Below are 22,591 nucleotides of genomic sequence, written 5' to 3'. Positions count from 1 at the left end.
CAGGGCCGTGGACGAGACGAGGCCCCTCCTCCGGGAGGGGCCTTCGTCGTCTCGTGGGGCCGGTGCGGGCCGGGCGGCGGGCGGTCAGCGCTGCCCGTCGCCGGCCGGTTTCGGGGTCGCCGGGTGCTCCGCGGGACGCTGGCGGTGGCGCGGTACGGTCCGCCGGGGCGGCCGGGTCAGGGTGATCTGGCGGACGAGCTGCTGGAAGCACGTCAGGGCGGCGACCCCCGGCAGTGCGGCGGCGGCCGTGTCGGCGATCGTGCGGGGCGCCTGGACGACGCAGAGCAGTACCGCGACCGAGGAGAACAGCAGGACGACGAACCACGAGTGCACGGCGCGGCGCTGGTGCAGCGCGGCGCGGAGGACGGACAGCGACCCCGCCATCCAGGGCCCGTACACCAGCATGGGCCACCAGGCGGACGACGTGCCGGTGTGGTGCGCCGTGGTGACGAGGAGCAGCGGCTGGTAGGTGACGACACCGCTGAAGACGCTGACCATGGAGACGGTGACGGCGGCCAGCGCCGCGAGGACGTAACTGGCGACTCGCACGGCGTCCGGGCGGTGTCTCTCGCTGAGCTTGCGATGGCCCCGCCGGGTCCTGCGCACGGGTGGCAACTCCGCCGTCATGTCGTGCAGGTTCCGCATCGGGCTGCCCACCGGGGGAGCGGTGACCGGCTCCTCCTGGCGGGGTTGCGGCACGGCCGCGCGGTACTCGTCGTTGTGGGCCTCCTGGAGCAGACAAGCCAGCTCCTCGGCGGGGTCCCAGGGCGGGAGCGACGAATCCAAGGGCTCCGTGTGGACGCCGGTGGACCAGTGATCGAAGCGTTCGTCATTCATGCCGTTGCAATTCGACAGAAACGAGGTTTGTGCAGGTGATGGCACCGGTCGGCCCAGATGGGCTTGGCTTCGTCATATACGCACTAACGTCACGACTTTCACTTGGATGCGCGGCGATCGAGTGAACAGTCGGCTGGGAAATTTCATTCAAAAAGAGATTCCGTGTTTAATCTCTGCGCGCAGGAATTCATTTTTTCGACTGGTGTTCAGCATATGAGGCGCGTCGGGGACGACCCCGGACGGTGGACCGGCGGGAACCGTCCGGGCCCGGCACACGTACTCTTGGTAGACGTACGACCGCTCTCACGAAGGACTGAACGACACTGGGCAAGCGACAGCCCGAAGGCCCGCCGCCCGCACCCGCGGTGCAGCGCATCCGACTGCGCTACACCAAGCGCGGCCGCCTCCGGTTCACCAGCCACCGCGACTTCCAGCGCGCCTTCGAGCGTGCGCTGCGCCGCGCCGAGGTGCCGATGGCGTACTCGGCGGGGTTCACGCCGCACCCGAAGGTGTCGTACGCCAATGCCGCACCCACCGGCACGGGCAGTGAGGCGGAGTACCTGGAGATCGCGCTCACCGAGCCGCGTGATCCGGAGAAACTGCGCGTTCTCCTCGACGAGTCGCTGCCCGCCGGGCTCGACGTCATCGAGGCGGTCGAGGCCCGGACCTCCGGCCTCGCCGACCGGCTGACGGCCTCCGTGTGGGAGCTGCGGCTGGACGGCGTGGCCCCGGCCGACGCCGGCCGCGCGGTCGAGGCGTTCAACAGCGCCGAGACCGTCGAGGTGCAGCGCCTGACCAAGAACGGCGTCCGCACCTTCGACGCCAGGTCCGCGGTCGCGAGCCTGGAAAGCGTGGAAACGCACAGTTCCCCGGCTGATAGGCCGAGTGACCGGCCCTGTGCGATACTGCGGCTGGTTGTTCGGCACGTGACGCCTGCCGTTCGACCCGACGACGTCCTGTCCGGTCTCCGCGCCGTGGCCGACCTGGCGCCGCCGGTCCCCGCAGCGGTGACCAGGCTGGCGCAGGGGCTGTTCGATGAAGAGACCGGCACGGTGACCGACCCGCTCGCGCCCGACCGCGAGGCAGCTGCGACCGAGCCCCACGAGGCCGCCGCCACTGCCACCGCGACGGCGCCGATGCCGGAAGGTTCCGCGTAGGGACGGACGTCGAAAGCGCCGCCCTCGAACTCGGGAGCCACCTGGGTCGGGCAGCGCACCGACCAGAAGACTTTCGCCAGGCCGTGCGCATTCGGCGTACGGAACCGGCGAGACAGGACACAGAGAGCTCCCGAGTGGCGCCCGCGCCCCGGACGGCGGCACACGCGCATCGCGCGAGCCGCGGACGTCACCGGCATTCGCCGGACCAGGCGCGGCGCCCGGGAGCCTGACGGGAGAAACGCCCGCATGCTCGAGCCGACCGAACCCACCGAGGGTTCCGAACCCAACAACACACCCAGCGACAACCTGCCGCCGCGCCGTCGGCGCCGTGCCGCGTCCCGCCCGGCGGGCCCGCCCGCCACCACCACCGACACCCCGGCGGAGACCGTCACGCCGGCCATACCGGCCGCCGACCTCACCGCGAGCGCCGATGCCGCTCCGGCCGGGGAGAACCCGGCAGCCGAGGAAGAGACGGCGACCGCCGGCGAGGCCTCCGGGGAGACTCCCGGGGCCGCCGGGACGGCCCGGGTGGCCGAAGCCGCCGAGGCCGCGCCCAGCGGCCGTCCGCGCCGCCGCGCCGTGCGCCGTGCCTCCGCCCCCGCCGGGTCCCCGGCCGCGGCCGAGGCCGCCGAAACCGTCGTACCGGCGGTGTCCGCCGCGCCCCCCGCCGAGGCGAGCGCGCCCGCGGCACCGGCCGCCGACCAGATCGCCGACAGCGCCGGGAAGGTCGAGGAGACTGCCGAAGAGGCGGCCCCGCGCCGCACCCGGCGCCGTGCCACGCGCCGGGTGTCCGCGCCCGCCGGGGCGCCCGAGAGCACGGAGGCGCCGGTGACCTCTGGTGACGGCAGCACGACCGAAGCGACGGACCGCACGGCCGACGCAACCGGCAGCACGGCTGCGGCGACCGACCGCACGGCCGAAGCGGCCGGCGGCACGGCGGGAGCGGCCGACGGCGAAGAGACCGGCAAGGCCGTGAAGTCCGGCCGGGCCGCGAAGGGTGAGAAGGGCGAGAAGGGCGAGCGGACCCGGCGGTCCGGCCGTGGCAGCAGGGCCGCCAAGGCCGAGGCCGTCGAGACCGCAGCCGTCGAGCCCGCCGCCGAGGACGTCCCGGCCGAGGCGCAGCAGGCGCCCACCGTCGAGACCCCCGCCGCCGAGACCCCGGCCGTCGAGGCCCCCGCCGCTTCCGAGGAGCCCGCCCCGCGTCGCCGTCGTCGCGTCGTCCGCAAGGCCGCCGCCGGTTTCGCCGCGCCGCAGCCCGAGCCCACCGCGCCGGCACCGGCATCGGCACCCGCACCGGAGTCCGCGTCGGAGTCCGACGAGGCCGGGTCGCCGCGTCGCCCGGCGCGTCCCGCGGTCGCCGTGTTCCAGCCGCCGATGTTCACCGAGCCCAGGTTCCAGACGCCCGAGCGCGCCGCGGCCGAAGCCGCCGCCGAGACCGCCGTGACCGAGGAGCCCGAGGAGACCGACGACGAGGCCGAGGCGTTCCAGGAGGAGCAGCCCGCCGCGTCCCGCCGCCGGCGTCGCCGCCGCGGCGCCGCCTCCGACGAGACCGACAGCCGGGCCGAGAGCCGGGCCGCCGAGAGCCGGGTCGCCGAGACGCCCGCCGCCGAGGACGAGTCCGACGAGGCCGAGGACGCGGCCGAGGACCACGCCGACGGCGACGACTTGGAGGAGACCGGCTCGCGCCGCCGCCGTCGCCGGGGCGGCCGTCGCCGTCGCCGGGGCGAGGCCGCCGACAGCGAGCCGTCCGAGCCCGGCGACTCCGCGGACGCCGAGGAGACCGCCGCCGAGCAGGCCGCGCAGGACGCCGAGGACACCGCCGAGCAGGCCGAGGAGGACGCCGAGGATCCCTCCGACGCCGACTCCTACGGGGGCCGCGACGACCATGGCGCCGGTTCCAGCAGCAGCCGTCGCCGCCGTCGTCGTCGTCGCCGCGCCGGTGACACCGGTACGGACGTCGAGCCGACCCCGGACGACCCCGAGCGCACCGTCGTCAAGGTCCGCGAGCCCCGCAAGGCCGCCGAGCCGTCCGACGAGGTGCAGTCCATCAAGGGCTCCACGCGCCTGGAGGCGAAGAAGCAGCGCCGCCGCGAGGGCCGCGAGCAGGGCCGCCGCCGCGTGCCGATCATCACCGAGGCCGAGTTCCTGGCCCGGCGCGAGGCCGTCGAGCGCGTGATGGTCGTCCGGCAGCACGGCGACCGCACCCAGATCGGCGTCCTCGAGGACAACGTGCTCGTCGAGCACTACGTCAACAAGGAGCAGTCGACGTCGTACGTCGGCAACGTCTACCTCGGCAAGGTGCAGAACGTCCTGCCGTCGATGGAGGCCGCCTTCATCGACATCGGCAAGGGCCGCAACGCCGTCCTGTACGCCGGTGAGGTCAACTTCGAGGCGCTCGGCATGGCCAACGGGCCGCGCCGCATCGAGTCCGCCCTGAAGTCCGGCCAGTCCGTCCTCGTGCAGGTCACGAAGGACCCGATCGGCCACAAGGGCGCCCGCCTCACCAGCCAGGTCTCGCTGCCGGGCCGCTACCTCGTGTACGTGCCCGAGGGCTCGATGACCGGCATCAGCCGCAAGCTGCCGGACACCGAGCGGGCCCGCCTGAAGACGATCCTCAAGAAGATCGTCCCCGAGGACGCGGGCGTCATCGTGCGCACCGCCGCCGAGGGCGCCAGCGAGGACGAGCTGCGCCGGGACGTCGAGCGTCTGCAGGCGCAGTGGGAGGACATCCAGAAGAAGGCCAAGAGCGGCAACGCCCCGACGCTGCTGTACGGCGAGCCGGACATGACCGTCCGGGTCGTCCGCGACATCTTCAACGAGGACTTCTCCAAGGTCGTCGTCAGCGGCGACGAGGCCTGGTCGACCATCCACGGGTACGTGTCGCACGTCGCGCCCGACCTGGCCGACCGGCTGTCGAAGTGGACCTCCGAGGTCGACGTCTTCGCCACGTACCGGATCGACGAGCAGCTCGCCAAGGCGCTGGACCGCAAGGTCTGGCTGCCCAGCGGCGGTTCGCTGGTGATCGACCGGACCGAGGCGATGGTCGTCATCGACGTCAACACCGGCAAGTTCACCGGCCAGGGCGGCAACCTCGAGGAGACGGTCACCAGGAACAACCTGGAGGCGGCCGAGGAGATCGTGCGCCAGCTGCGGCTGCGCGACCTCGGCGGCATCATCGTCATCGACTTCATCGACATGGTGCTGGAGTCCAACCGGGACCTGGTGCTGCGCCGCCTGCTGGAGTGCCTGGGCCGGGACCGTACGAAGCACCAGGTCGCCGAGGTGACCTCGCTGGGCCTGGTGCAGATGACCCGCAAGCGGGTCGGCCAGGGGCTGCTGGAGTCGTTCTCCGAGACCTGCGTGCACTGCAACGGCCGCGGTGTCATCGTCCACCTGGACCAGCCGGCCGCGGCCGGGGGCGGCGGCAAGCGCAAGAAGCGTTCGCGGGCCGGTGCCGACCAGCCGCACGAGCACGAGGCGGCCGTCGCCGTCGAGACCGCCGAGGAGGAGGCGGAGAGCGAGGCCGAGGTCGTCGCCGAGGCCGCCGAGCCGGTGGCGCTGCCCGAGCCCGCCTTCGCGCCGGACGAGGAGCTGTACAGCAGCGTCGCCGAGGCGGAGGCCGCGGCCGGGCGGGGCCGCTCGCGCCGCAGGGCGTCCGCCCCGGCGGGCGCACCGCGCGGCGAGACGGCCGGGCACGAGCAGGCCCGGACGGAGCAGGCCAAGCCCGAGCAGGCCCGGACCGAGGCTCCCGTGGCCCAGGAGGTGCCGACCGCTCAGGACGTGACCGCCGAGGAGGAGGCCGAGCGTCCGGTGCAGCCGGAGTCGGCCGCCGAGGCGCTGGCCGAGCCCGCGGCCGTCGAGGACGCCGTCTCCGGCGCCCCGCAGCCCGGGGCCCGGCCCGCCGACGAGGCCGCGCCCCAGGGCCGTACGCGGCGTCGCGCGACCCGCAAGGCCACCGCGCCGGCCGGTTCGCCCCCCGGTGCCGAGGCCGCCGTGATGACGGTGTCCGAGCCGGCCCCGGCGCCCGAACCGCGGACCGAGGAGCCGGTCGCCGCCCCGCAGGCCGAGGCGCCCGCCGAGAGCGCCGCCCCGGCCCGCCCGAGGCGCCGTGCCGTGCGCAAGCCCACGACGCCCACCGCGTCCGAGGAGGCGGCCGTCGTGGTCCTCCCGTCGACGCCGGCGCCGGCGGAGACGCCCGCCGGGGCCGACGCGGAAACCGTCACCGGGGGTGAGGGTGGCGACGAGGCCGCCCCGGCCAAGAAGACGGCCCGCAAGGTGGCGAAGAAGGCGACGGCGAAGAAGGCCGCGACCAAGAAGACCGCGGCGGCCAAGAAGACGGCCGCGAAGAAGACGACGGCCAAGAAGGCGGCGGCGAAGACCACCAAGTCGGCCGCCAAGAAGACGACGTCGAAGAAGACCGCGGCGGCGGCCCAGCAGGCGCCGTCCTCGGTCACGGCGTCCACGGAGGACTGACCCGCCCGGCCCTCCGCCGTACCGGCGAGAGCGCGGGACCCCGATCGGCACGGGGTCCCGCGCTCTCCGGCATCGGGGGCCCGGTTTGACCCGTCAAGGCCGGTCACCGTAACCTTGACCGTCGGCGTGTCCATAGGTGCGCCACATCCCCGTAAACCTCTTCCTCCCGGTCCACACGGTTGGCCGGGAGAGGCCGTCCGCTGCCGGGCGGCTGGACTGCGGGGGTGCCGTTCCCGAGCGAGAGAGTGAGATCCGCGTGTACGCCATCGTGCGCAGCGGTGGTCGCCAGCACAAGGTTGCTGTCGGCGACATCGTTGAGGTTGACAAGATTTCCACTGCCAAGGTTGGCGACACGGTCGAGCTCTCGACCCTGCTCGTTGTCGACGGCGACGCTGTGACCAGCGACCCGTGGGTGCTGGCCGGCATCAAGGTCCAGGCCGAGGTCGTGGACCACCACAAGGGCCAGAAGATCGACATTCTGCGCTACAAGAACAAGACCGGCTACCGCCGTCGTCAGGGCCACCGCCAGCAGTACACGGCGATCAAGGTCACTGAGATCCCCGCGGCTGCGAAGTAAGGGACTGAGGAGAGATGGCACACAAGAAGGGCGCATCGTCCACCCGTAACGGTCGTGACTCCAACGCTCAGCGCCTCGGCGTGAAGCGCTTCGGCGGTCAGGTCGTCAACGCGGGCGAGATCCTGGTCCGTCAGCGCGGCACCCACTTCCACCCGGGTGCGGGCGTCGGCCGTGGCGGCGACGACACGCTGTTCGCGCTGCAGGCCGGTGCGGTGGAGTTCGGCACCAGCCGTGGCCGCAAGGTCGTGAACATCGTTCCGGTCGCCTGACCGGACAGCTTTCGCGAGGCGGACCTCACTTCCCCCTGGGGAAGCGGGTCCGCCTTTCGCGTGTTTCTCCCAACGTGCTTCTCACCGGCAGAGCACTCAAGACTTTCGCGTATGTAACTGGAGGCACATCCCATGACCACCTTCGTGGACCGCGTCGAGCTCCATGTCGCCGCGGGTAGCGGGGGCCACGGCTGTGCCTCCGTCCACCGTGAGAAGTTCAAGCCGCTCGGCGGCCCGGACGGCGGCAACGGCGGCCGGGGCGGCGACGTGATCCTCACCGTCGACCAGTCCGTCACGACGCTGCTGGACTACCACCACTCGCCGCACCGCAAGGCCACCAACGGCAAGCCCGGCGAGGGCGGCAACCGGTCCGGCAAGGACGGCCAGGACCTGATCCTGCCGGTGCCGGACGGGACGGTCGTCCTCGACAAGGCGGGCAACGTCCTCGCCGACCTCGTCGGCCACGGCACCTCGTACGTCGCCGCGCAGGGCGGCCGGGGCGGGCTCGGCAACGCCGCGCTGGCCTCCGCGCGCCGCAAGGCGCCCGGCTTCGCGCTGCTCGGCGAGCCCGGTGATCTCCAGGACATCGTGCTGGAGCTGAAGACCGTCGCGGACGTGGCCCTGGTCGGCTACCCGAGCGCCGGCAAGTCCTCGCTGATCTCGGTGCTGAGCGCCGCCAAGCCGAAGATCGCCGACTACCCCTTCACGACGCTCGTGCCGAACCTCGGCGTGGTGACGGCCGGCTCGACCGTCTTCACCATCGCCGACGTGCCGGGACTGATCCCGGGCGCCAGCCAGGGCAAGGGCCTGGGCCTGGAGTTCCTGCGGCACGTGGAGCGGTGCAGCGTGCTGGTGCACGTGCTGGACACCGCCACCCTGGAGTCCGACCGCGACCCGCTCTCCGACCTCGACGTCATCGAGGAGGAGCTGCGGCAGTACGGCGGTCTCGACAACCGGCCGCGCCTCGTCGTGCTGAACAAGATCGACGTGCCGGACGGCAAGGACCTCGCCGAGATGGTGCGGCCCGACCTGGAGGCCCGCGGCTACCGCGTCTTCGAGGTGTCGGCCGTGGCCCACATCGGGCTCCGGGAGCTGTCGTTCGCGCTCGCCGAGCTGGTGGCCGTGGCGCGTGCCGCGAAGCCGAAGGAAGAGGCGACGCGGATCGTGATCCGGCCCAAGGCCGTGGACGACACCGGCTTCACGGTGACCCGCGAGGAGGACGGGCTGTTCCGGGTGCGCGGCGAAAAGCCCGAGCGGTGGGTGCGCCAGACGGACTTCAACAACGACGAGGCCGTCGGCTACCTCGCCGACCGGCTCAACCGGCTCGGCGTCGAGGACGAGCTGCTCAAGGCCGGTGCCCGGTCCGGCGACGGCGTGGCCATCGGCCCCGAGGACAACGCGGTCGTCTTCGACTGGGAGCCGACCGTCATGGCCGGTGCCGAGATGCTCGGCCGGCGCGGCGAGGACCACCGGCTGGACGCGGCCCGGCCCGCGGCGCAGCGGCGCCGCGACCGGCAGGCGGAACGGGACGAGGCGGACCGCGAGTTCGACGGCTTCGAGCCGTTCTGACCGCGGCCCGCGGCAGGGACCGGGGCTGACGGCGGGAGCCCGGCCGGCGGCGGGGGCCCGGCTGGACGGCGGGCTTGGGCCGGCGATGAGGACGGGGCCAACGGTGAGGCCCGGAGTGAACTGCGGGGAAGCTTCCGGCACACCCCGGTGCAACCCCTCGTCCCCCGGTGACTCGTACCGGGCGGCACGATGATCCCCGTCGCGCAGGCACGGCCCGTGTCCGTCGGCTGACGGTCCTGTGGACCCGTTGCGGCCACGTCGCGTTCGTCGCGTCGTTTCCCCGCCGCAACGGGTTCTCTCTTGTCTGCCAATTTGTCATGCACGCGAACCGCTTCGTTCAGCGGGTGGACCGCCCGGCCGCGTGACCTCGTGGGGTGCCCAAGAGGTCCGCGAGGCAAGGGAGTTCGCCGATGACCGGCGCAGTATCGCCCGACCGACGCCGCTTTCTGACCGCCGGTGCCGCCGCCCTCGGCGCCGCCGCCTCCGCCCAGCTGTGGCTGCCGAACACCGCCCGGGCGGCCGGGACCCCGCTGCCCGACGGCGTGTTCAGCCTCGGCGTCGCGTCCGGCGACCCGCTGCCCGACGGCGTCGTGCTGTGGACGCGGCTCGCCCCCGACCCGCTGAACGGCGGCGGCATGCCCGGCCGTGCGGTGGCAGTGGAGTGGCAGGTCGCCGAGGACGCCCGCTTCAAGAAGGTGGTCCGCAGCGGCACCGCCCAGGCCCGGCCCGAGTACGGGCACAGCGTGCACGTGGACGTACGCGGGCTGCGCGCGGACCGCACGTACTGGTACCGCTTCCGCGCCGGCGGGCAGCTCTCGCGGACCGGCCGCACCCGCACCGCGCCGCACCGCTTCCACACGGGCGGGCCGCTGCGCCTGGCGCTCGCGTCCTGCCAGAACTGGCAGCACGGCTGGTTCACGCCGTACGCCGACATGCTGGACCAGGACCCGGACGTCGTGGTGTTCGTCGGCGACTACATCTACGAGTCCACGCCGTCGGCGACCGGCGTCCGCCGCCACGAGGGGACCGGCGAGCCGTACAGCCTGACCCAGTACCGCAACCGGTACGCCCAGTACCGCAGCGACCCGGACCTCGCGGCGATGCACGCGAACGCCCCGTTCGTGGTCACCTTCGACGACCACGAGGTCGACAACGACTTCGCCGGCGACATCCCGCAGGACCCGGCCAAGCAGCCGCACGACGCGTTCGTGGCCCGGCTGACCGCCGCCTACCAGGCGTTCTACGAGCACATGCCGGTCCGCGCCACGGCCGTCCCGAACGGCCCGCACATCCGGATGCACCGCCGCCTGGACTTCGGCCGGCTGGCCCGGCTCAACGTGCTGGACACCCGCCAGTACCGCAGCGACCAGGCCACCAGCCAGGCCGGCGCCCAGGACCCGGGGCTGACGATGCTCGGCGCCGAACAGAAGCGGTGGCTGCTGGAAGGGCTGTACCGCTCGCCCGCCCGCTGGAACCTGATCGCCTCGCAGATCATGATGGCCGAGACCGACCTGAAGGTCGGCGAGGGCAAGCTCTGGTACTACGACGCCTGGGACGGCTACCAGGCCGAACGCAACGCCTTCATGCGGCACTTCGCGAGGGTGGGCAACCCGGTGGTGCTCTCCGGCGACCGCCACCTGACGATGGTCAGCGACCTGAAGGCGGACTACGCGGACCCGGACTCCGCGGTCGTGGGCGCCGAGTTCGTCGGCACCTCCATCTCCAGCAACGGCGACCAGGACCAGGCCGCCTTCCGCGCGCAGTGGGACCCGCGCCGGGCGGACAACCCGCACTGGAAGCTGCTCGACGCCCACCGCGGCTACCACCTGTTCGACATCCGCCGCGACGGCATCGACGCGCAGGTCCGCGTGGTCGACACGGTCCGCGCGCCGCGGGCCACCGCGCGCACCCGCGCCCGCCTGCGCGTCGAGGCCGGGCGGCGCGGCGTGGAACTCGCCTGACACCGCGGCGCGACAGGAGCCCGGGACCGCATCACCGGTCCCGGGCTCCTCCGTTCCCCGCCCCGGGAACCCGGGGTGGCGAGCGACCTCCGCGAAGACGCGTACGGTTGACCGGAATCCGTGCGCGGACACGGCGTCACCCAAGGTGACGCCGTACTCCTGTGGAGTTACTCACAGCAACTGTCGGCGGTGGCTGTGCTCGATCACGGGAAATACCCGCCATCATCAGAAGTGCAAGGTGAATGACAGGTTGCGCGCACATTTGCGGCGAAGGGCGCTCACCTTGCACTGCGGTAACCACAAGTGGGACCATTCCAGGGTTCCCAGTCGCCCCAAGGTAGGTCACCTGTGTCCCAGCTCATAGCCAAGCCCCGTACCACCGCAGTGATCCTGGCCGGCGGTACCGGTCAGCGCGTGGGTCTGTCGATTCCCAAGCAGCTGCTGAAGATCGCCGGCAAGGCAGTCATCGAGCACACCCTGACCACCTTCGAGAAGGCCGAATCGATCGACGACGTCATCGTACTGATGGCGCCGGGATACGTGCCGGACGTCGAGAAGATCGTCGCCAAGGCCGGGTTCAAGAAGGTCTCCAGGGTCATCGAGGGCGGTGCCACGCGCAACGAGACCACCGAGCGCGCCATCGCGGCGCTGCACGAGGGCCTCGGCGAGGGCGAGGACCTCAACGTCCTCTTCCACGACGCCGTGCGCCCCCTGCTGTCGCAGCGCGTCATCGACGACTGCGTCGCCGCGCTCGACCGCTACCAGGCCGTCGACGTCGCCATCCCGTCCGCGGACACCATCATCGTGACCCGCACGCACGGCGAGGACGGTGAGTTCATCACCGAGATCCCGGACCGCTCCCGGCTGCGCCGCGGCCAGACGCCGCAGGCCTTCAAGCTGTCCACGATCCGCCGCGCCTACGAGGTCGCCGCCGGCGACCCCAACTTCCAGGCCACGGACGACTGCTCCGTCGTCCTCAAGTACCTGCCGGACGTGCCGATCCACGTCGTCGCGGGTGACGAGTACAACATGAAGGTCACCCAGCCCGTCGACGTCTTCATCGCCGACAAGCTGTTCCAGCTCGCCTCCACGGCCGTGCCCGAGCAGGTCTCCGAGGAGGCCTACCGCGAGCTGCTGACCGGCAAGACGGTCGTCGTCTTCGGCGGCTCCTACGGCATCGGCAAGGACATCGCCGAGCTCGCCCAGGGCTACGGCGCCACGGTGTACGCGCTGGGCCGCTCCACCACCGGCACCCACGTGGAGAACCCGGAGGAGGTCGACGACGCGCTGTCCAAGGCGTACGCCGAGACCGGGCGCATCGACTACGTCGTCAACACCGCGGGCGTGCTGCGCATCGGCAAGCTGGCCGAGACCGACAACGCCACCATCGAGGAGGCGCTGAAGGTCAACTACCTGGCGCCGGTGCAGATCGCCCGTTCGTCGTACAAGTACCTGGCCGAGACCAAGGGCCAGCTGCTGCTGTACACCTCCAGCAGCTACACGCGGGGCCGGGCCGAGTACAGCCTGTACTCCTCGACCAAGGCCGCCATGGTGAACCTCACCCAGGCGCTCTCGGACGAATGGGCCGGTGACGGCGTGCGGGTGAACTGCGTCAACCCGGAGCGCACCGCCACGCCGATGCGTACCAAGGCCTTCGGCCAGGAGCCGCAGGGCAGCCTGCTGTCCTCCGAGGCCGTCGCCCGTACCTCGCTCGACGTGCTGCTCTCCGAGCTGACCGGGCACGTGATCGACGTCCGTCAGCAGGACCCGACGGCGGCGGCGGGCAAGGCCTCCGGCTTCGAGCAGGCCCTGGCCAGTGTTCTTGACCGGCAGGACGGCGTGGCATAATCAACGTCAAATAGCCTTCTGATATTCAGGCCTCTGTGGCTGCCCGTTCGCGGAGCATTCACAGGGGCCTGAGTCCGTAAATTTCCTGGAGTGTTCACAGGTTCTTTTCCGGACTTTCTCGGCTTTGACAACCGGCACCCCTCTCAGAGCAGGTTCTCCGTGATATCCACCGCTATTCGCGTCGCCCGCGTGGGCAGCGCGGCCGAGCTGGCCGCGGCGGCCCTCATGGTGCTGGGTTTCCCGGCACTCATGCTGGCCGCGCTCGTTCCGAGCGTTCCCGCCTTCGCGGCCGCGGCCGCCGTGACGTACGTGGCGGACCACTATCTGCACCGCAAGGGCAGCTACCTGGTCAACCGCCTCAGCAAGGTGCGGGCCGGTCTGTCGATCCGCTTCCTCATCCGCCAGCTGCTGCTGATCCTGCTGCTGGCCCGGCTGTCCCTCGCGGACGAGCTGATCTACTACGGCGCCATAGCGTGCTTCATCGCCTTCTACGGGCTGCAGGCACCGCACGGCGCCCTGGTCACGCTGATCCGCAACCGCCGCCGGATGCCGGTCGCCACCCGCAACGTCGACCTGGCCTCCCGCATCCGCATCCCGGACGCCCCGCCGCGCCCGCTGCTGCACCGCTCCGCCGAGAAGATGCTCCACCTCGACCTGTTCGCGGTGACCGGCATCGTGATCGCCGCGGGGCTGGAGACGCCCGTGCCCGGGTTCCTGGGCATCGGCATCACGACGGCGCTGGCCGTGGCGTACGTCGCCGCGCTGGTGCCGTTCGTCCGCGGCACGCGGATCCCGCCGGGGGCCGAGACCGTCCTCGCCGCGGTCGACGACTGGCTGGCCGAGTACCGGCCGGAGACGGTGCTGTACTTCTCCGGCTCCCGGGACTCCGCGTACCAGGTCAACATGTGGCTGGACACGATGGAGCAGCTGGACACCAGGCCGCTGATCATCCTCCGCGAGCGCGCCATACTGAACAACCTCGCGCCCACCACGGTCCCCGTCATCTGCGTGCCCGGAGGGGTGCACCTGATGAACATGGACCTGTCCACGGTGCGGGTGGCGCTGTACGCGGCGAACGTCGGCAAGAACATCCACCTGCTGCGCGTGCCCACCATGAAGCACGTCTTCATCGGCCACGGCGACAGCGACAAGCTGGCCAGCGTCAACCCGTACAGCAAGGTCTACGACGAGGTGTGGACCGCGGGCCGCGCCGGCCGCGACCGCTACGCCATCGCCGACGTCGGCGTCCGCGACGACGACATCGTGGAGGTCGGCCGCCCGCAGCTCGCGCCGATCCGGACCTGGCAGGGCACGCCCGCCGGACCCGTCCCGACCGTGCTGTACGCGCCGACCTGGGAGGGCTGGGACGACAACCCCGGCAACACCTCGATCCTGCTGGCCGGCGAGAACATCGTGCGGCGCCTGGTGACCGCCGACCCGCCGGTCCGCGTGCTCTACAAGCCGCACCCGTTCACCGGCACCCGCAGCCCGCTCGCCAAGGCCGCCCACCAGCGGATCACCGCCCTGGTCACGCAGGCCGCCGCCGAGCGCGCCGCCGACCCGCGCTTCACCGCCGACCCGGCCGCGCAGAACGCCGCCAGGGCGGAGCTGGCCCGCATCGAGGCCCGCCTCGCCGAGCCGGCCGGTGGCGCCGAGAAGGGCGACGAGGCCGAGGCCACCCGGGACGGCATCGTGGACGTGGCCCGGCACGAGGAGGCCGCCCGGCTGCGCGCCGAGTGGAACGACGCCTACTGGCGTTCCTTCCCCGCCTGGGAGCACCGCGTCATCACGGGCGCCGAGCCCCGCCTGTACGACTGCTTCAACGTGTCCGACGCGATGGTCTCCGACATCTCCAGCGTGGTGTCGGACTTCATTGCCAGCGGCAAGCCGTACGCGGTCACGGACTCCGCCGGGCTGGGTGCCGAGGAGTTCAAGCGGCAGAACACCGCGGTGCGGGCCGCCGTGATCCTGTCCAACAGCGCCGCCGAGCTGGACGTGCTGCTCGCCGCCGTCCGCGACCCGGCCGCGGACACGCTCGCCGAGGACCGCAAGGAGCTCAAGCAGTACCTGCTGGGCCCCGACGAGCCGAAGTCCATCGTCCAGTTCAACACCGCCGTGGCCAACCTCGCGCTGAAGGCCGAGGCGCGCAATGTCGGCCAGGCGTCACGGATCGCCGCCGCCGATGCGGACGAGCTGGCCGACGCGATGCCCGCGCAGCGGGTGACCGCGACGGGCGACACGGACCTCTCGGCGGGCTGACCACGCTCACCACACCAGCAGGGCCCGGTCCCCGGCGAGTTCTTCCGCCGGGGACCGGGCCCTGCTGGTGTGTCCTCAGGCCGGGAGGGACGGCCGCCGCTGCGGCACGACCTCACCCTGCCGCGGAGCGGGCACCTCCGCCGCCAGGCGCCCCGCCACGCGCGCCCGGTGGGCCAGGGCCCGCGCGCACAGCGCCTGGACGGCCGCGTTGAACCGCTCCTGCGACGACGGCTCGTCCGGGCCGAGCAGCCGCAGCTTCAGCGCGGCACGCGCCCCGGCCAGCTCGTCCAGCTCGGGCCGGCGGACCGTCTCGAGCAGGCGGGGCACCCCGGCCGCGTCCGGCGTCAGCACGGTCGCCGCCGCCACCGTCGGGAAGGCCGCGCGGAAGGCGTCCTCGCCGAGCCCGCTGGTGTTCGCCACCGCGTACGGCTTGCCGCTCGCCAGGAAGTCGCTGATCACGCTGGAGACGTCGCTGATCAGCAGGTCGGCGACGTTGAAGCAGGCGTACAGCGCGGGCCGGGCGTCGGTGACGATCTGGTGCTCCCACGCGGGCAGCGACGCCCAGTACGCCTCCTCCCAGGCGGCCGTCGCCCGGGTCACGGCGTCCGCGCGGCCCGGTTCGGGCGCGGACTGGTGCAGCATCCGCTCCAGCTGGTCGGCGCCCGGGTGGAACGCGGACACGGTGAGCCGCTCCAGTTCCTCGGTGCGGCGCGCCAGTTCGAGCGCGGCGCCGGCCGGGGGACGCGGCCCGGTCCGCTCCCGGTTCGCCGCCCGGATCAGCTCCCGGATGCGCTGGTCGGCGGCGCCCGCCCGCGGGTCGACCGAGCCCGTCAGCGGATGCGGCTTGTACAGCAGCCGCACGCCGGGGTCGGCCAGCAGCGCCCGCACCAGGTTCTCGCCGGCCTCGATCACCGACGTGTTGCCGGGGTTGCCGTCCCAGCCCTCCCAGGTCGGCGCGTACAGCACGGTGGTGTACGCGCCGGTGGGCGGGCCCGCGTACGGCCGTACCGCGTCCAGCTGCGGGCGGCCGGTCTCCACGACGTCCTTGTCCTCGACGCCGACCTCGGCGAGCGCGTACCGCTCGCGCGCCGCGGGACCGGCCACCCACACCTCGTCGTACGCCTTCGCGTACGGGTTGCAGGAGGACAGCTTGTCGCTCTCGCCGTGGTTGACGAAGGTGTGCAGGATCGTGGGGATGCGCAGCACCTGCGAGGTCTTGCCCGAGTTCGACGGGTGGATGAGGACCTGGAGCGTGGAGTGCTCCAGGCGCATCAGCGTGGCCACCTTCGGCAGGCAGACGACGGGGATGTCCGTCGCCGCGATCTTCGGCACCATGAACCGCTCGCGCAGCACGATGACCGGCCGCCCGTCCAGCTTGGCGATCGGCTCCAGCCACATGTTCGCCTGGTAGGCCGAGGAGGCGCCGCCGGAGAAGTACAGCCCGACGGTCGGCCGGTACTGCGCGAGCCACGCGTCGAACCAGTCGAGCACCTCCTGCTCGCCCGCCGGACGGCGGCTCGGCAGCAGCCGCACCAGCAGGGCGCCCAGGCCCGCCAGGGCGAGCGCCAGGGACAGCGAGACACCGACGGCCGCGTACCGCGTGGCATCGCTCACGGCGGTGACCAGCAGCCCCGCGGTCGCGGGCAGGCCGAACAGCAGCAGCCGCTCACCGGGGCGGCGCAGCAGGCGGTGCGGCGCGGGGGACAGGCGCAGCGCCGAGGTGTCGATGTTGCGGGTGACGACGGGCAGCGTGCGGGTGCGGCGGACCAGGACGGAGACCGCCTGGATCGCGCAGTGCACCCCGTAGAAGGACAGCAGGCCGACGAGGAGGACGGCGTACTCCGTCTCCCGGTCCTGTTCGCCGAGGCGCAGCAGACCCACCACGAGCAGCAGGTCGCGCAGCACGTGCCGCACGGTGACGTCCGCGTGGGACTTGGCGAACAGGGTGAGCATGCCGCGCTGCCAGCGGTACACGACGCCCTCGACGGCGAGGGACGCGACGGTCGCGGCCAGCAGCAGCGGTATGTGCGGGTGCAGGGCGGCCAGGGCCTGCGCGGCGAAGGCGGCGGCGAGGGCCGCCACGACGAGCAGTTGCGCGACGGTCTGGCCGCTGGGCAGCCGTCGTCGCGGTGCGCGAACCGGCGAGGTGCGCACTGCCGGAACGCGGCGTCCGGGACGCCGCAGGGCGGAGGGTAGGGGCACTGAGGAGACTCCAGGGTCGTCGTGAGACGTGCTCCCGGTTAACGCCGGTCGGCTGTGGGACGACACGCGCGTGTACATGTCCGGGAGGTGTCGCGGAGTCTAAGCCCCCGTATCGGCCCCGTTCCAGTCCCCTCCCCCTCCGCGCCGCGGGGTTCCGCCCCTCCGCGTCCTCCTGGCGTCCGCCCCGCACGGCCCTTCGCAGCGGCCGGCCGACCACGCGGCGTGCCGTGCGGTGCACCGAGGCCGTCACCGGTGCCGCCGCGACGCTCGCTGCGGATGCCGCCGGAGTGCGAACCGTGAGTGAAACGTCACGCCGTGTGTCCGGGGGCTGGACCGCCGCGCGGCGCCCGGCCCCCTTCGCGTAGATTGCCGGGCGGGGCACCAACGCGCACGAGGGGAAAGAAGCCAAGGTGGCAGGGGCAAGGCAGGACGTGAGTGAGGCCCGCAGGATCGTCGTCAAGGTGGGCTCCTCGTCGCTGACCACCGCGTCGGGCGGACTGGACGCCGACCGGGTGGACGCGCTCGTGGACGTGCTCGCCAAGGTGCGCAGCGGAGGGGAGCGGGAGATCGTCCTGGTCTCCTCCGGCGCCATCGCCGCCGGGCTCGCCCCGCTCGGGCTGCGGCGCCGGCCCACGGACCTCGCCCGCCAGCAGGCCGCCGCCAGCGTCGGGCAGGGCCTGCTCGTGGCCCGCTACACGGCCTCCTTCGCCCGCTACGGCGTCCGCGTCGGCCAGGTCCTGCTGACCTCCGACGACATGAGCCGCCGCGCCCACCACCGCAACGCCTCCCGCACCCTCGACAAGCTGCTCGCCATGGGCGCCTTCCCGATCGTCAACGAGAACGACACCGTGGCCACCGACGAGATCCGCTTCGGCGACAACGACCGGCTCGCCGCCCTCGTCGCCCACCTCGTCCGCGCCGACCTGCTGGTGCTGCTGTCCGACGTGGACGGCGTCTACGACGGCGACCCGAGCAGGCCGGGCACCTCCCGGCTGGCGGAGGTGCGGGGCCCGCAGGACCTGGCGGACGTCGAGATCGGCAGCGCGGGCCGGGCCGGCGTCGGCACCGGCGGCATGGTCACCAAGGTCGAGGCCGCCCGGATCGCCGCCGCCGCCGGCATCCCCGTCGTGCTGACCAGCGCCGTCCGTGCCGCCGACGCCCTCGCGGGCAACGACACCGGCACCTACTTCCACCCCACCGGCAAGCGCTCCGCCGACCGGCTGCTGTGGCTCCAGCACGCCTCCACCCCGCAGGGCTCGCTCACCCTGGACGACGGGGCCGTGCGCGCGGTCGTCGAGCGCCGCACGTCACTGCTGCCGGCCGGGATCGCCGCCGTGGAGGGCGAGTTCAGCGCCGGGGACCCGGTCGAGCTGCGGGACGGCACCGGGCGGGCGGTGGCCCGCGGCCTCGTCAACTTCGACGCCAGGGAGATCCCCCGGCTGATCGGCCGCTCCACCCGGGAGCTGGCCCGCGAACTCGGCGCCGCGTACGAACGCGAGGTCGTACACAGGGACGACCTGGTGATCCTGCACCCGTAAGGACGTCCGTGGGCGCCTCCGCCGAGGCGCCCCTTATGGGACGAAACGTCGGCCCTCCTCGGTGGACGTTCCGTAAAACCGCCCCGCGGACCGGTGCGGCCTGCTCAACTTTGTCTCGGCGACACGTTCCGCTCGTACGCGGTGCGCGTGCACCGCGTGAGCCCTTGCGTAAAGGAGGCCGTCGTGAGACGAGTGCGCCCTGGGGTGGCGGCGCCCCGCGGTGCCGCGGGCTCCCGCGCGAACGGCCGGGAGCGGGCCCTGACGAGCGTCGCGGCCGGGGACCGCTTCCAGGTCGACGCGGAACCCGAGGACCTGCCCCGCCTGTGGCACGTCACCCTCAGCGTCTCCGGCGAGGAGGCCCCGGTCGAGAAGGTCCGGCGCTCCCTCGAACAGCTCGCCCACGACCACCCCTTCCTGCTGACCAGCAGATACGCGGGCGACCACGCCGAGATCCGGTACTGGGAGGAGGCCCGCGACCTGCACGACGCCGCCGCCGTCGCCCTGCGCCTGTGGGGCGAGCACCGCCAGAGCGCGGGCCTGCCGCCCTGGGAGATCGTCGGCCTGGAAGTCATCGACCGCGCGACCTACCACCAGCGCCTCGCCGAGGGATACGGCCCGGCACCCGCCACCCCGGTGGGCGTTCACCCCTTTTGATCCCTCCTGTGAGCATTCGATGCTTGTCTCGGGGTTTGGGATGCCTGGTGAACCAGCGCGCCCGGCGCACTACCCTTCCCTCATGACCACGCTCTCGCCGTACGACTCGATGTCCCCGGTCACCCGGGCCGCCTACCGTGCCAAGGCCGCCGCCGCCACCCTCGCGCCGCTCCCGCGCGCCGAGAAGGACGACGCGCTCCTCGCCGTCGCGGACGCCCTCGAAGTCCGTACGAGCGAGATTGTCGAGGCCAACGCCAAGGACGTCGCCAAGGCCCGCGAGGCCGGCACCAGCGAGGCCATCGTCGACCGGCTCACCCTCACCCCGGAGCGCGTGCGCGCCATCGCCTCCGACGTGCGGGACGTCGTCGCACTGCCCGACCCGGTCGGCGAGGTCGTCCGCGGCAACACCCTGCCCAACGGCATCGACCTGCGCCAGGTCCGCGTCCCGCTCGGCGTCGTCGGCATCATCTACGAGGCCCGCCCGAACGTCACCGTCGACGCCGCCGCCCTGTGCCTGAAGTCCGGCAACGCGGTCCTGCTGCGCGGCTCCGCCTCCGCCTACGAGTCGAACACCGCCCTGGTGCGCGTCCTGCGGGACGCCGTCGGCGGCGCCGGGCTGCCCGCCGACGCCGTGCAACTGGTGCCCGGCGAGAGCCGCGACAGCGTGCGCGAGCTGATGCGCGCCCGCGGCCTGGTCGACGTGCTCATCCCGCGCGGCGGCGCCTCCCTGATCAACACCGTCGTCCAGGAGTCCACCGTCCCGGTCATCGAGACCGGCACCGGCAACTGCCACGTCTACGTCGACGCCCACGCCGACCTCGACATGGCCGTCGACATCCTGATCAACTCCAAGGCGCAGCGGCCCAGCGTGTGCAACGCCGCCGAGACGCTCCTGGTCCACCAGGACATCGCCGCCGAGTTCCTGCCGCGCGCCCTGGACGCCCTCGCCGACGCGGGCGTCACCGTGCACGCCGACGAGCGCGTGATGGCGTACGCGAAGGAGTCGCGGGCCACCGTGGTCGAGGCCACGCCCGAGGACTGGGAGACCGAGTACCTCTCCTACGACATCGCCGCCGCCGTCGTCGACTCCCTCGACAAGGCCGTCGAGCACATCCGGCTGTGGACCTCCGGTCACACCGAGGCCATCGTGACGACCTCGCAGCAGGCCGCCCGCCGCTTCACCCAATTGGTCGATTCCACGACGGTCGCCGTGAACGCCTCCACGCGCTTCACGGACGGCGGCCAGTTCGGCTTCGGCGCCGAGATCGGCATCTCCACCCAGAAGCTGCACGCCCGGGGCCCCATGGGCCTTCCGGAGCTCACCAGCACGAAGTACATCGTCACCGGCGACGGGCACGTACGCCGCTGACACCGGCCCCGTCGGCATACGGACGAATGTCCGTACCGTCTGCCCAAACCGACCCCCCAGGTCTACTCTGGATCCGTGCCGGAGGACGTGGGGGGTTCGCCGTTCCCTGACGGCTGGGAGCCCGACGACGACCACGACCGCGGGGTGTCGGACGAAGAGTTCGCCTCCGTGGTCTTCGACGAGGCCTTCGTCCGGGCGGCCGAGGTGCACGAGCCGACCGCCGTCGAACGCCTCCTGGCCGCCGCGCAGGCCAGACACGAGGCCTCCGAGGCGGAAGCCCGCCGCGAGCACTACGCCGACGGATACGGCCCCGACGACCACGGCGACTTCGGCCCGGACCGGGACTGGGACGACGGCGACGACCCGGACGACGCCGACGGCCGCCACGGCGGACCCGGCCACGGCAAGCGGATCCGCTGGCACCGGCCCGTGGCCTGGGTGCTCGCCGTGCTGATGGGCGTCGGCATGGTCGCGCTCGCCTTCACGGCCGTCTACCGGGGCGCCTCCTCGGGCAGCCGCGACCAGATCCCGCCCCCCGCCTCGACCGGCCTGGAACAGGGCACGGCGGCCTCCCCGTCCGTGCCCGTCGGCCACCCCCCGCCGGCCGTCCCGGTGCTGCCGCGCACCCCCTGAACAGGCGGCCCGGCAGCGCCCGGCCCGGGGCCCGCCCCGGCCGCGGCGACCGCCCGCGACCGGGGTGAGAACCTGTCGGAACTTGTCGCCGACGGCCGCGTTTACCCGGCCTCCCGCAGACCTACCCTGAAGGTATGGGAGGGCTTGGAGACCCGCCCGAGGGACCGCCCGCGGGTGGCCCCGGAGGTGGCGAGGAGGAGTACCGGTCCGTCGTCTTCGACGAGTCGTTCGTCAATGCTGCCCGCCTCCAGGAGTACTCCGCGCAGGAGCGCATCACCGACCACGCGCCCGCCGTACGCCACCGCCCGCCCGCGCGCCGCAGCGGCCTGCCCCGTCAGGCACTGGTCCTCGTCCTGCTGATCGCCGTCGCCTTCGGCACCGCCCTCTACATGGGCGTCCGGCACCCCTACCCGGCCCCGGCCGCCCAGAGGCCCGCCGAGCCGCTGCGGATGACCGTCGTGCCGCTCGCCCCCGGCGGCCGGGTGCCCGGGGCCGCCGACCCCCGCTCCCTGTTCGAGCACAGCCCCGCCGCGCAGTTCCGCGTCGGCGCCGAGGGCATCCCGCTGCCGCCCGCCCGGCGCACCGCCCACTTCTCCGACGGCCAGGTCATCACCGCGCTGAGCACGGCCAAGGACTACATCGTGCGGTCGGCGCTCGACCCCGACGTGCTCACCGGCGGGGACCTGCGCTCCGTGCGGGTGCTGCTCGACCCCGACCAGCTCGGCCAGTTCGACCAGAGCTTCGAGCGCCCCGCCGCCGACGGCCGGCACACGCCGACCGGCTGGCTGATCCGCCTCGACCCCGCCCGCGCCGAACTCGCCGACCGTGAGATCCGCGTCCAGGGCAGCCTGGCGGCCGTCGAGGCGGACGCAGCGACCCTCGAGGTCACCGCGGACCACACCACCGTCTACGCGCTGCGGCCGGCCGGCGCCGGCGACAAGGCCGAGGCTTCCCTGTTCACCGTCCGGCGCGAGCTGCACTTCCGCTTCGACCGCGAGGACCTGCGCCTGCACCAGGCCCAGGTGCTCGTCTCCCACGTCCAGGCCGGGCCGCTGTCCTGCGCCGAGGACGCCGCGAACCGGCTGCGCCCGCTGCTCGCCGGCCAGAGCGCCGGGGAGGGCGGCCCGGCCGACACCGACCCGTACGCGACGGGCAGCGCCACCGCCCTGTGCGGATCGCTGGCCGAGAGCGCGCTGCCCAAGGTGTGACGGGCGCGGCACACGGTGTGGCTGCGCTCCGGTGTGA

The 22,591-nt window shown here is 72.9% G+C and carries 15 protein-coding genes; 13 read left to right on the top strand and 2 right to left on the bottom strand.

The genetic code is table 11. The annotated features are described in order from the left end of the window. Nucleotides 1–84 precede the first annotated feature (84 nt). Nucleotides 85–837, bottom strand: coding sequence for a hypothetical protein (locus AB0M97_RS20475; RefSeq protein WP_365962327.1), 753 nt, complete (start codon nt 835–837; stop codon nt 85–87). A 365-nt stretch (nt 838–1,202) separates the two neighbouring features. Here AB0M97_RS20475 and AB0M97_RS20470 point away from each other — a divergent pair, with 365 nt between their 5' ends. The 8 genes from AB0M97_RS20470 to AB0M97_RS20435 all read left to right on the top strand — a co-directional run bounded on the left by AB0M97_RS20470 (nt 1,203) and on the right by AB0M97_RS20435 (nt 14,950). Beyond that, nucleotides 1,203–1,994: a TIGR03936 family radical SAM-associated protein gene (locus tag AB0M97_RS20470; protein WP_365962326.1), complete on the top strand. Its 792-nt coding sequence runs from the start codon at nt 1,203–1,205 to the stop codon at nt 1,992–1,994. Between the two features lie 246 nt (nt 1,995–2,240). Next, the gene (locus AB0M97_RS20465; RefSeq protein ID WP_365962325.1) at nt 2,241–6,467 is read left to right on the top strand and encodes an Rne/Rng family ribonuclease; all 4,227 of its coding nucleotides are present in this window, start codon (nt 2,241–2,243) and stop codon (nt 6,465–6,467) included. A gap of 256 nt (nt 6,468–6,723) precedes the next feature. After that, complete coding sequence (gene rplU / locus AB0M97_RS20460; RefSeq protein ID WP_004931419.1) at nt 6,724–7,044, top strand: 50S ribosomal protein L21; 321 nt, start codon at nt 6,724–6,726, stop codon at nt 7,042–7,044. Nucleotides 7,045–7,058: 14 nt separating this feature from the next. Further along, entirely contained in the window at nt 7,059–7,313 is a 255-nt protein-coding gene (rpmA, locus tag AB0M97_RS20455) for a 50S ribosomal protein L27 (RefSeq protein WP_030051735.1), read from the top strand. Nucleotides 7,314–7,445: 132 nt separating this feature from the next. After that, nucleotides 7,446–8,882 carry a GTPase ObgE gene (gene obgE, locus AB0M97_RS20450; RefSeq protein ID WP_365962324.1) on the top strand — a complete coding sequence of 479 codons (1,437 nt, stop codon included), beginning with the start codon at nt 7,446–7,448 and terminating at the stop codon, nt 8,880–8,882. Between the two features lie 410 nt (nt 8,883–9,292). Beyond that, nucleotides 9,293–10,843: an alkaline phosphatase D family protein gene (locus AB0M97_RS20445; protein ID WP_365962323.1), complete on the top strand. Its 1,551-nt coding sequence runs from the start codon at nt 9,293–9,295 to the stop codon at nt 10,841–10,843. 348 nt (nt 10,844–11,191) lie between these two features. Further along, nucleotides 11,192–12,691 (top strand): bifunctional cytidylyltransferase/SDR family oxidoreductase, encoded by a 1,500-nt coding sequence (locus AB0M97_RS20440; protein ID WP_365962322.1) that lies wholly within the window; start codon nt 11,192–11,194, stop codon nt 12,689–12,691. Nucleotides 12,692–12,850: 159 nt separating this feature from the next. Next, complete coding sequence (locus AB0M97_RS20435; RefSeq protein ID WP_365962321.1) at nt 12,851–14,950, top strand: hypothetical protein; 2,100 nt, start codon at nt 12,851–12,853, stop codon at nt 14,948–14,950. 75 nt (nt 14,951–15,025) lie between these two features. On the opposite strand, the gene AB0M97_RS20430 is transcribed toward AB0M97_RS20435, so the two are convergent. Continuing rightward, a complete protein-coding gene (locus AB0M97_RS20430) occupies nt 15,026–17,230 on the bottom strand; it encodes a hypothetical protein (protein ID WP_365962320.1) in 2,205 nt (734 codons plus the stop codon). 353 nt (nt 17,231–17,583) lie between these two features. On the opposite strand from AB0M97_RS20430, the gene proB reads away from it, so the two are divergent. From proB to AB0M97_RS20405, 5 genes are all read left to right on the top strand, one after another. Further along, complete coding sequence (gene proB / locus AB0M97_RS20425) at nt 17,584–18,690, top strand: glutamate 5-kinase (protein ID WP_365962360.1); 1,107 nt, start codon at nt 17,584–17,586, stop codon at nt 18,688–18,690. A gap of 192 nt (nt 18,691–18,882) precedes the next feature. Beyond that, the gene (locus AB0M97_RS20420; protein ID WP_365962359.1) at nt 18,883–19,344 is read left to right on the top strand and encodes a hypothetical protein; all 462 of its coding nucleotides are present in this window, start codon (nt 18,883–18,885) and stop codon (nt 19,342–19,344) included. A gap of 82 nt (nt 19,345–19,426) precedes the next feature. Then, nucleotides 19,427–20,713 (top strand): glutamate-5-semialdehyde dehydrogenase, encoded by a 1,287-nt coding sequence (locus AB0M97_RS20415; protein ID WP_365962319.1) that lies wholly within the window; start codon nt 19,427–19,429, stop codon nt 20,711–20,713. A gap of 75 nt (nt 20,714–20,788) precedes the next feature. Continuing rightward, nucleotides 20,789–21,346 (top strand): hypothetical protein, encoded by a 558-nt coding sequence (locus tag AB0M97_RS20410; protein ID WP_365962318.1) that lies wholly within the window; start codon nt 20,789–20,791, stop codon nt 21,344–21,346. 134 nt (nt 21,347–21,480) lie between these two features. Next, on the top strand, nt 21,481–22,554 hold the full coding sequence (locus AB0M97_RS20405) for a hypothetical protein (protein WP_365962317.1): 1,074 nt from the start codon (nt 21,481–21,483) through the stop codon (nt 22,552–22,554). Nucleotides 22,555–22,591 lie beyond the last annotated feature (37 nt).

This window comes from Streptomyces sp. NPDC051207, assembly GCF_040682395.1.
GTDB lineage: Bacteria > Actinomycetota > Actinomycetes > Streptomycetales > Streptomycetaceae > Streptomyces.
Note: the sequence above shows the minus strand (reverse complement) of the source record. Positions and strands in the feature narration are given on the sequence as shown.

What these genes read in the sequence shown, in the direction of transcription:
- AB0M97_RS20445 (WP_365962323.1), top strand. Translation starts at nt 9,293, where the DNA reads ATGACCGGCGCAGTATCGCCCGACCGACGCCGCTTTCTGACCGCCGGT.
- AB0M97_RS20405 (WP_365962317.1), top strand. Translation starts at nt 21,481, where the DNA reads ATGGGAGGGCTTGGAGACCCGCCCGAGGGACCGCCCGCGGGTGGCCCC.
- obgE (WP_365962324.1), top strand. Translation starts at nt 7,446, where the DNA reads ATGACCACCTTCGTGGACCGCGTCGAGCTCCATGTCGCCGCGGGTAGC.
- rpmA (WP_030051735.1), top strand. Translation starts at nt 7,059, where the DNA reads ATGGCACACAAGAAGGGCGCATCGTCCACCCGTAACGGTCGTGACTCC.
- AB0M97_RS20475 (WP_365962327.1), bottom strand. Translation starts at nt 837, where the DNA reads ATGAATGACGAACGCTTCGATCACTGGTCCACCGGCGTCCACACGGAG.
- AB0M97_RS20415 (WP_365962319.1), top strand. Translation starts at nt 19,427, where the DNA reads ATGACCACGCTCTCGCCGTACGACTCGATGTCCCCGGTCACCCGGGCC.
- AB0M97_RS20465 (WP_365962325.1), top strand. Translation starts at nt 2,241, where the DNA reads ATGCTCGAGCCGACCGAACCCACCGAGGGTTCCGAACCCAACAACACA.
- AB0M97_RS20430 (WP_365962320.1), bottom strand. Translation starts at nt 17,230, where the DNA reads ATGTACACGCGCGTGTCGTCCCACAGCCGACCGGCGTTAACCGGGAGC.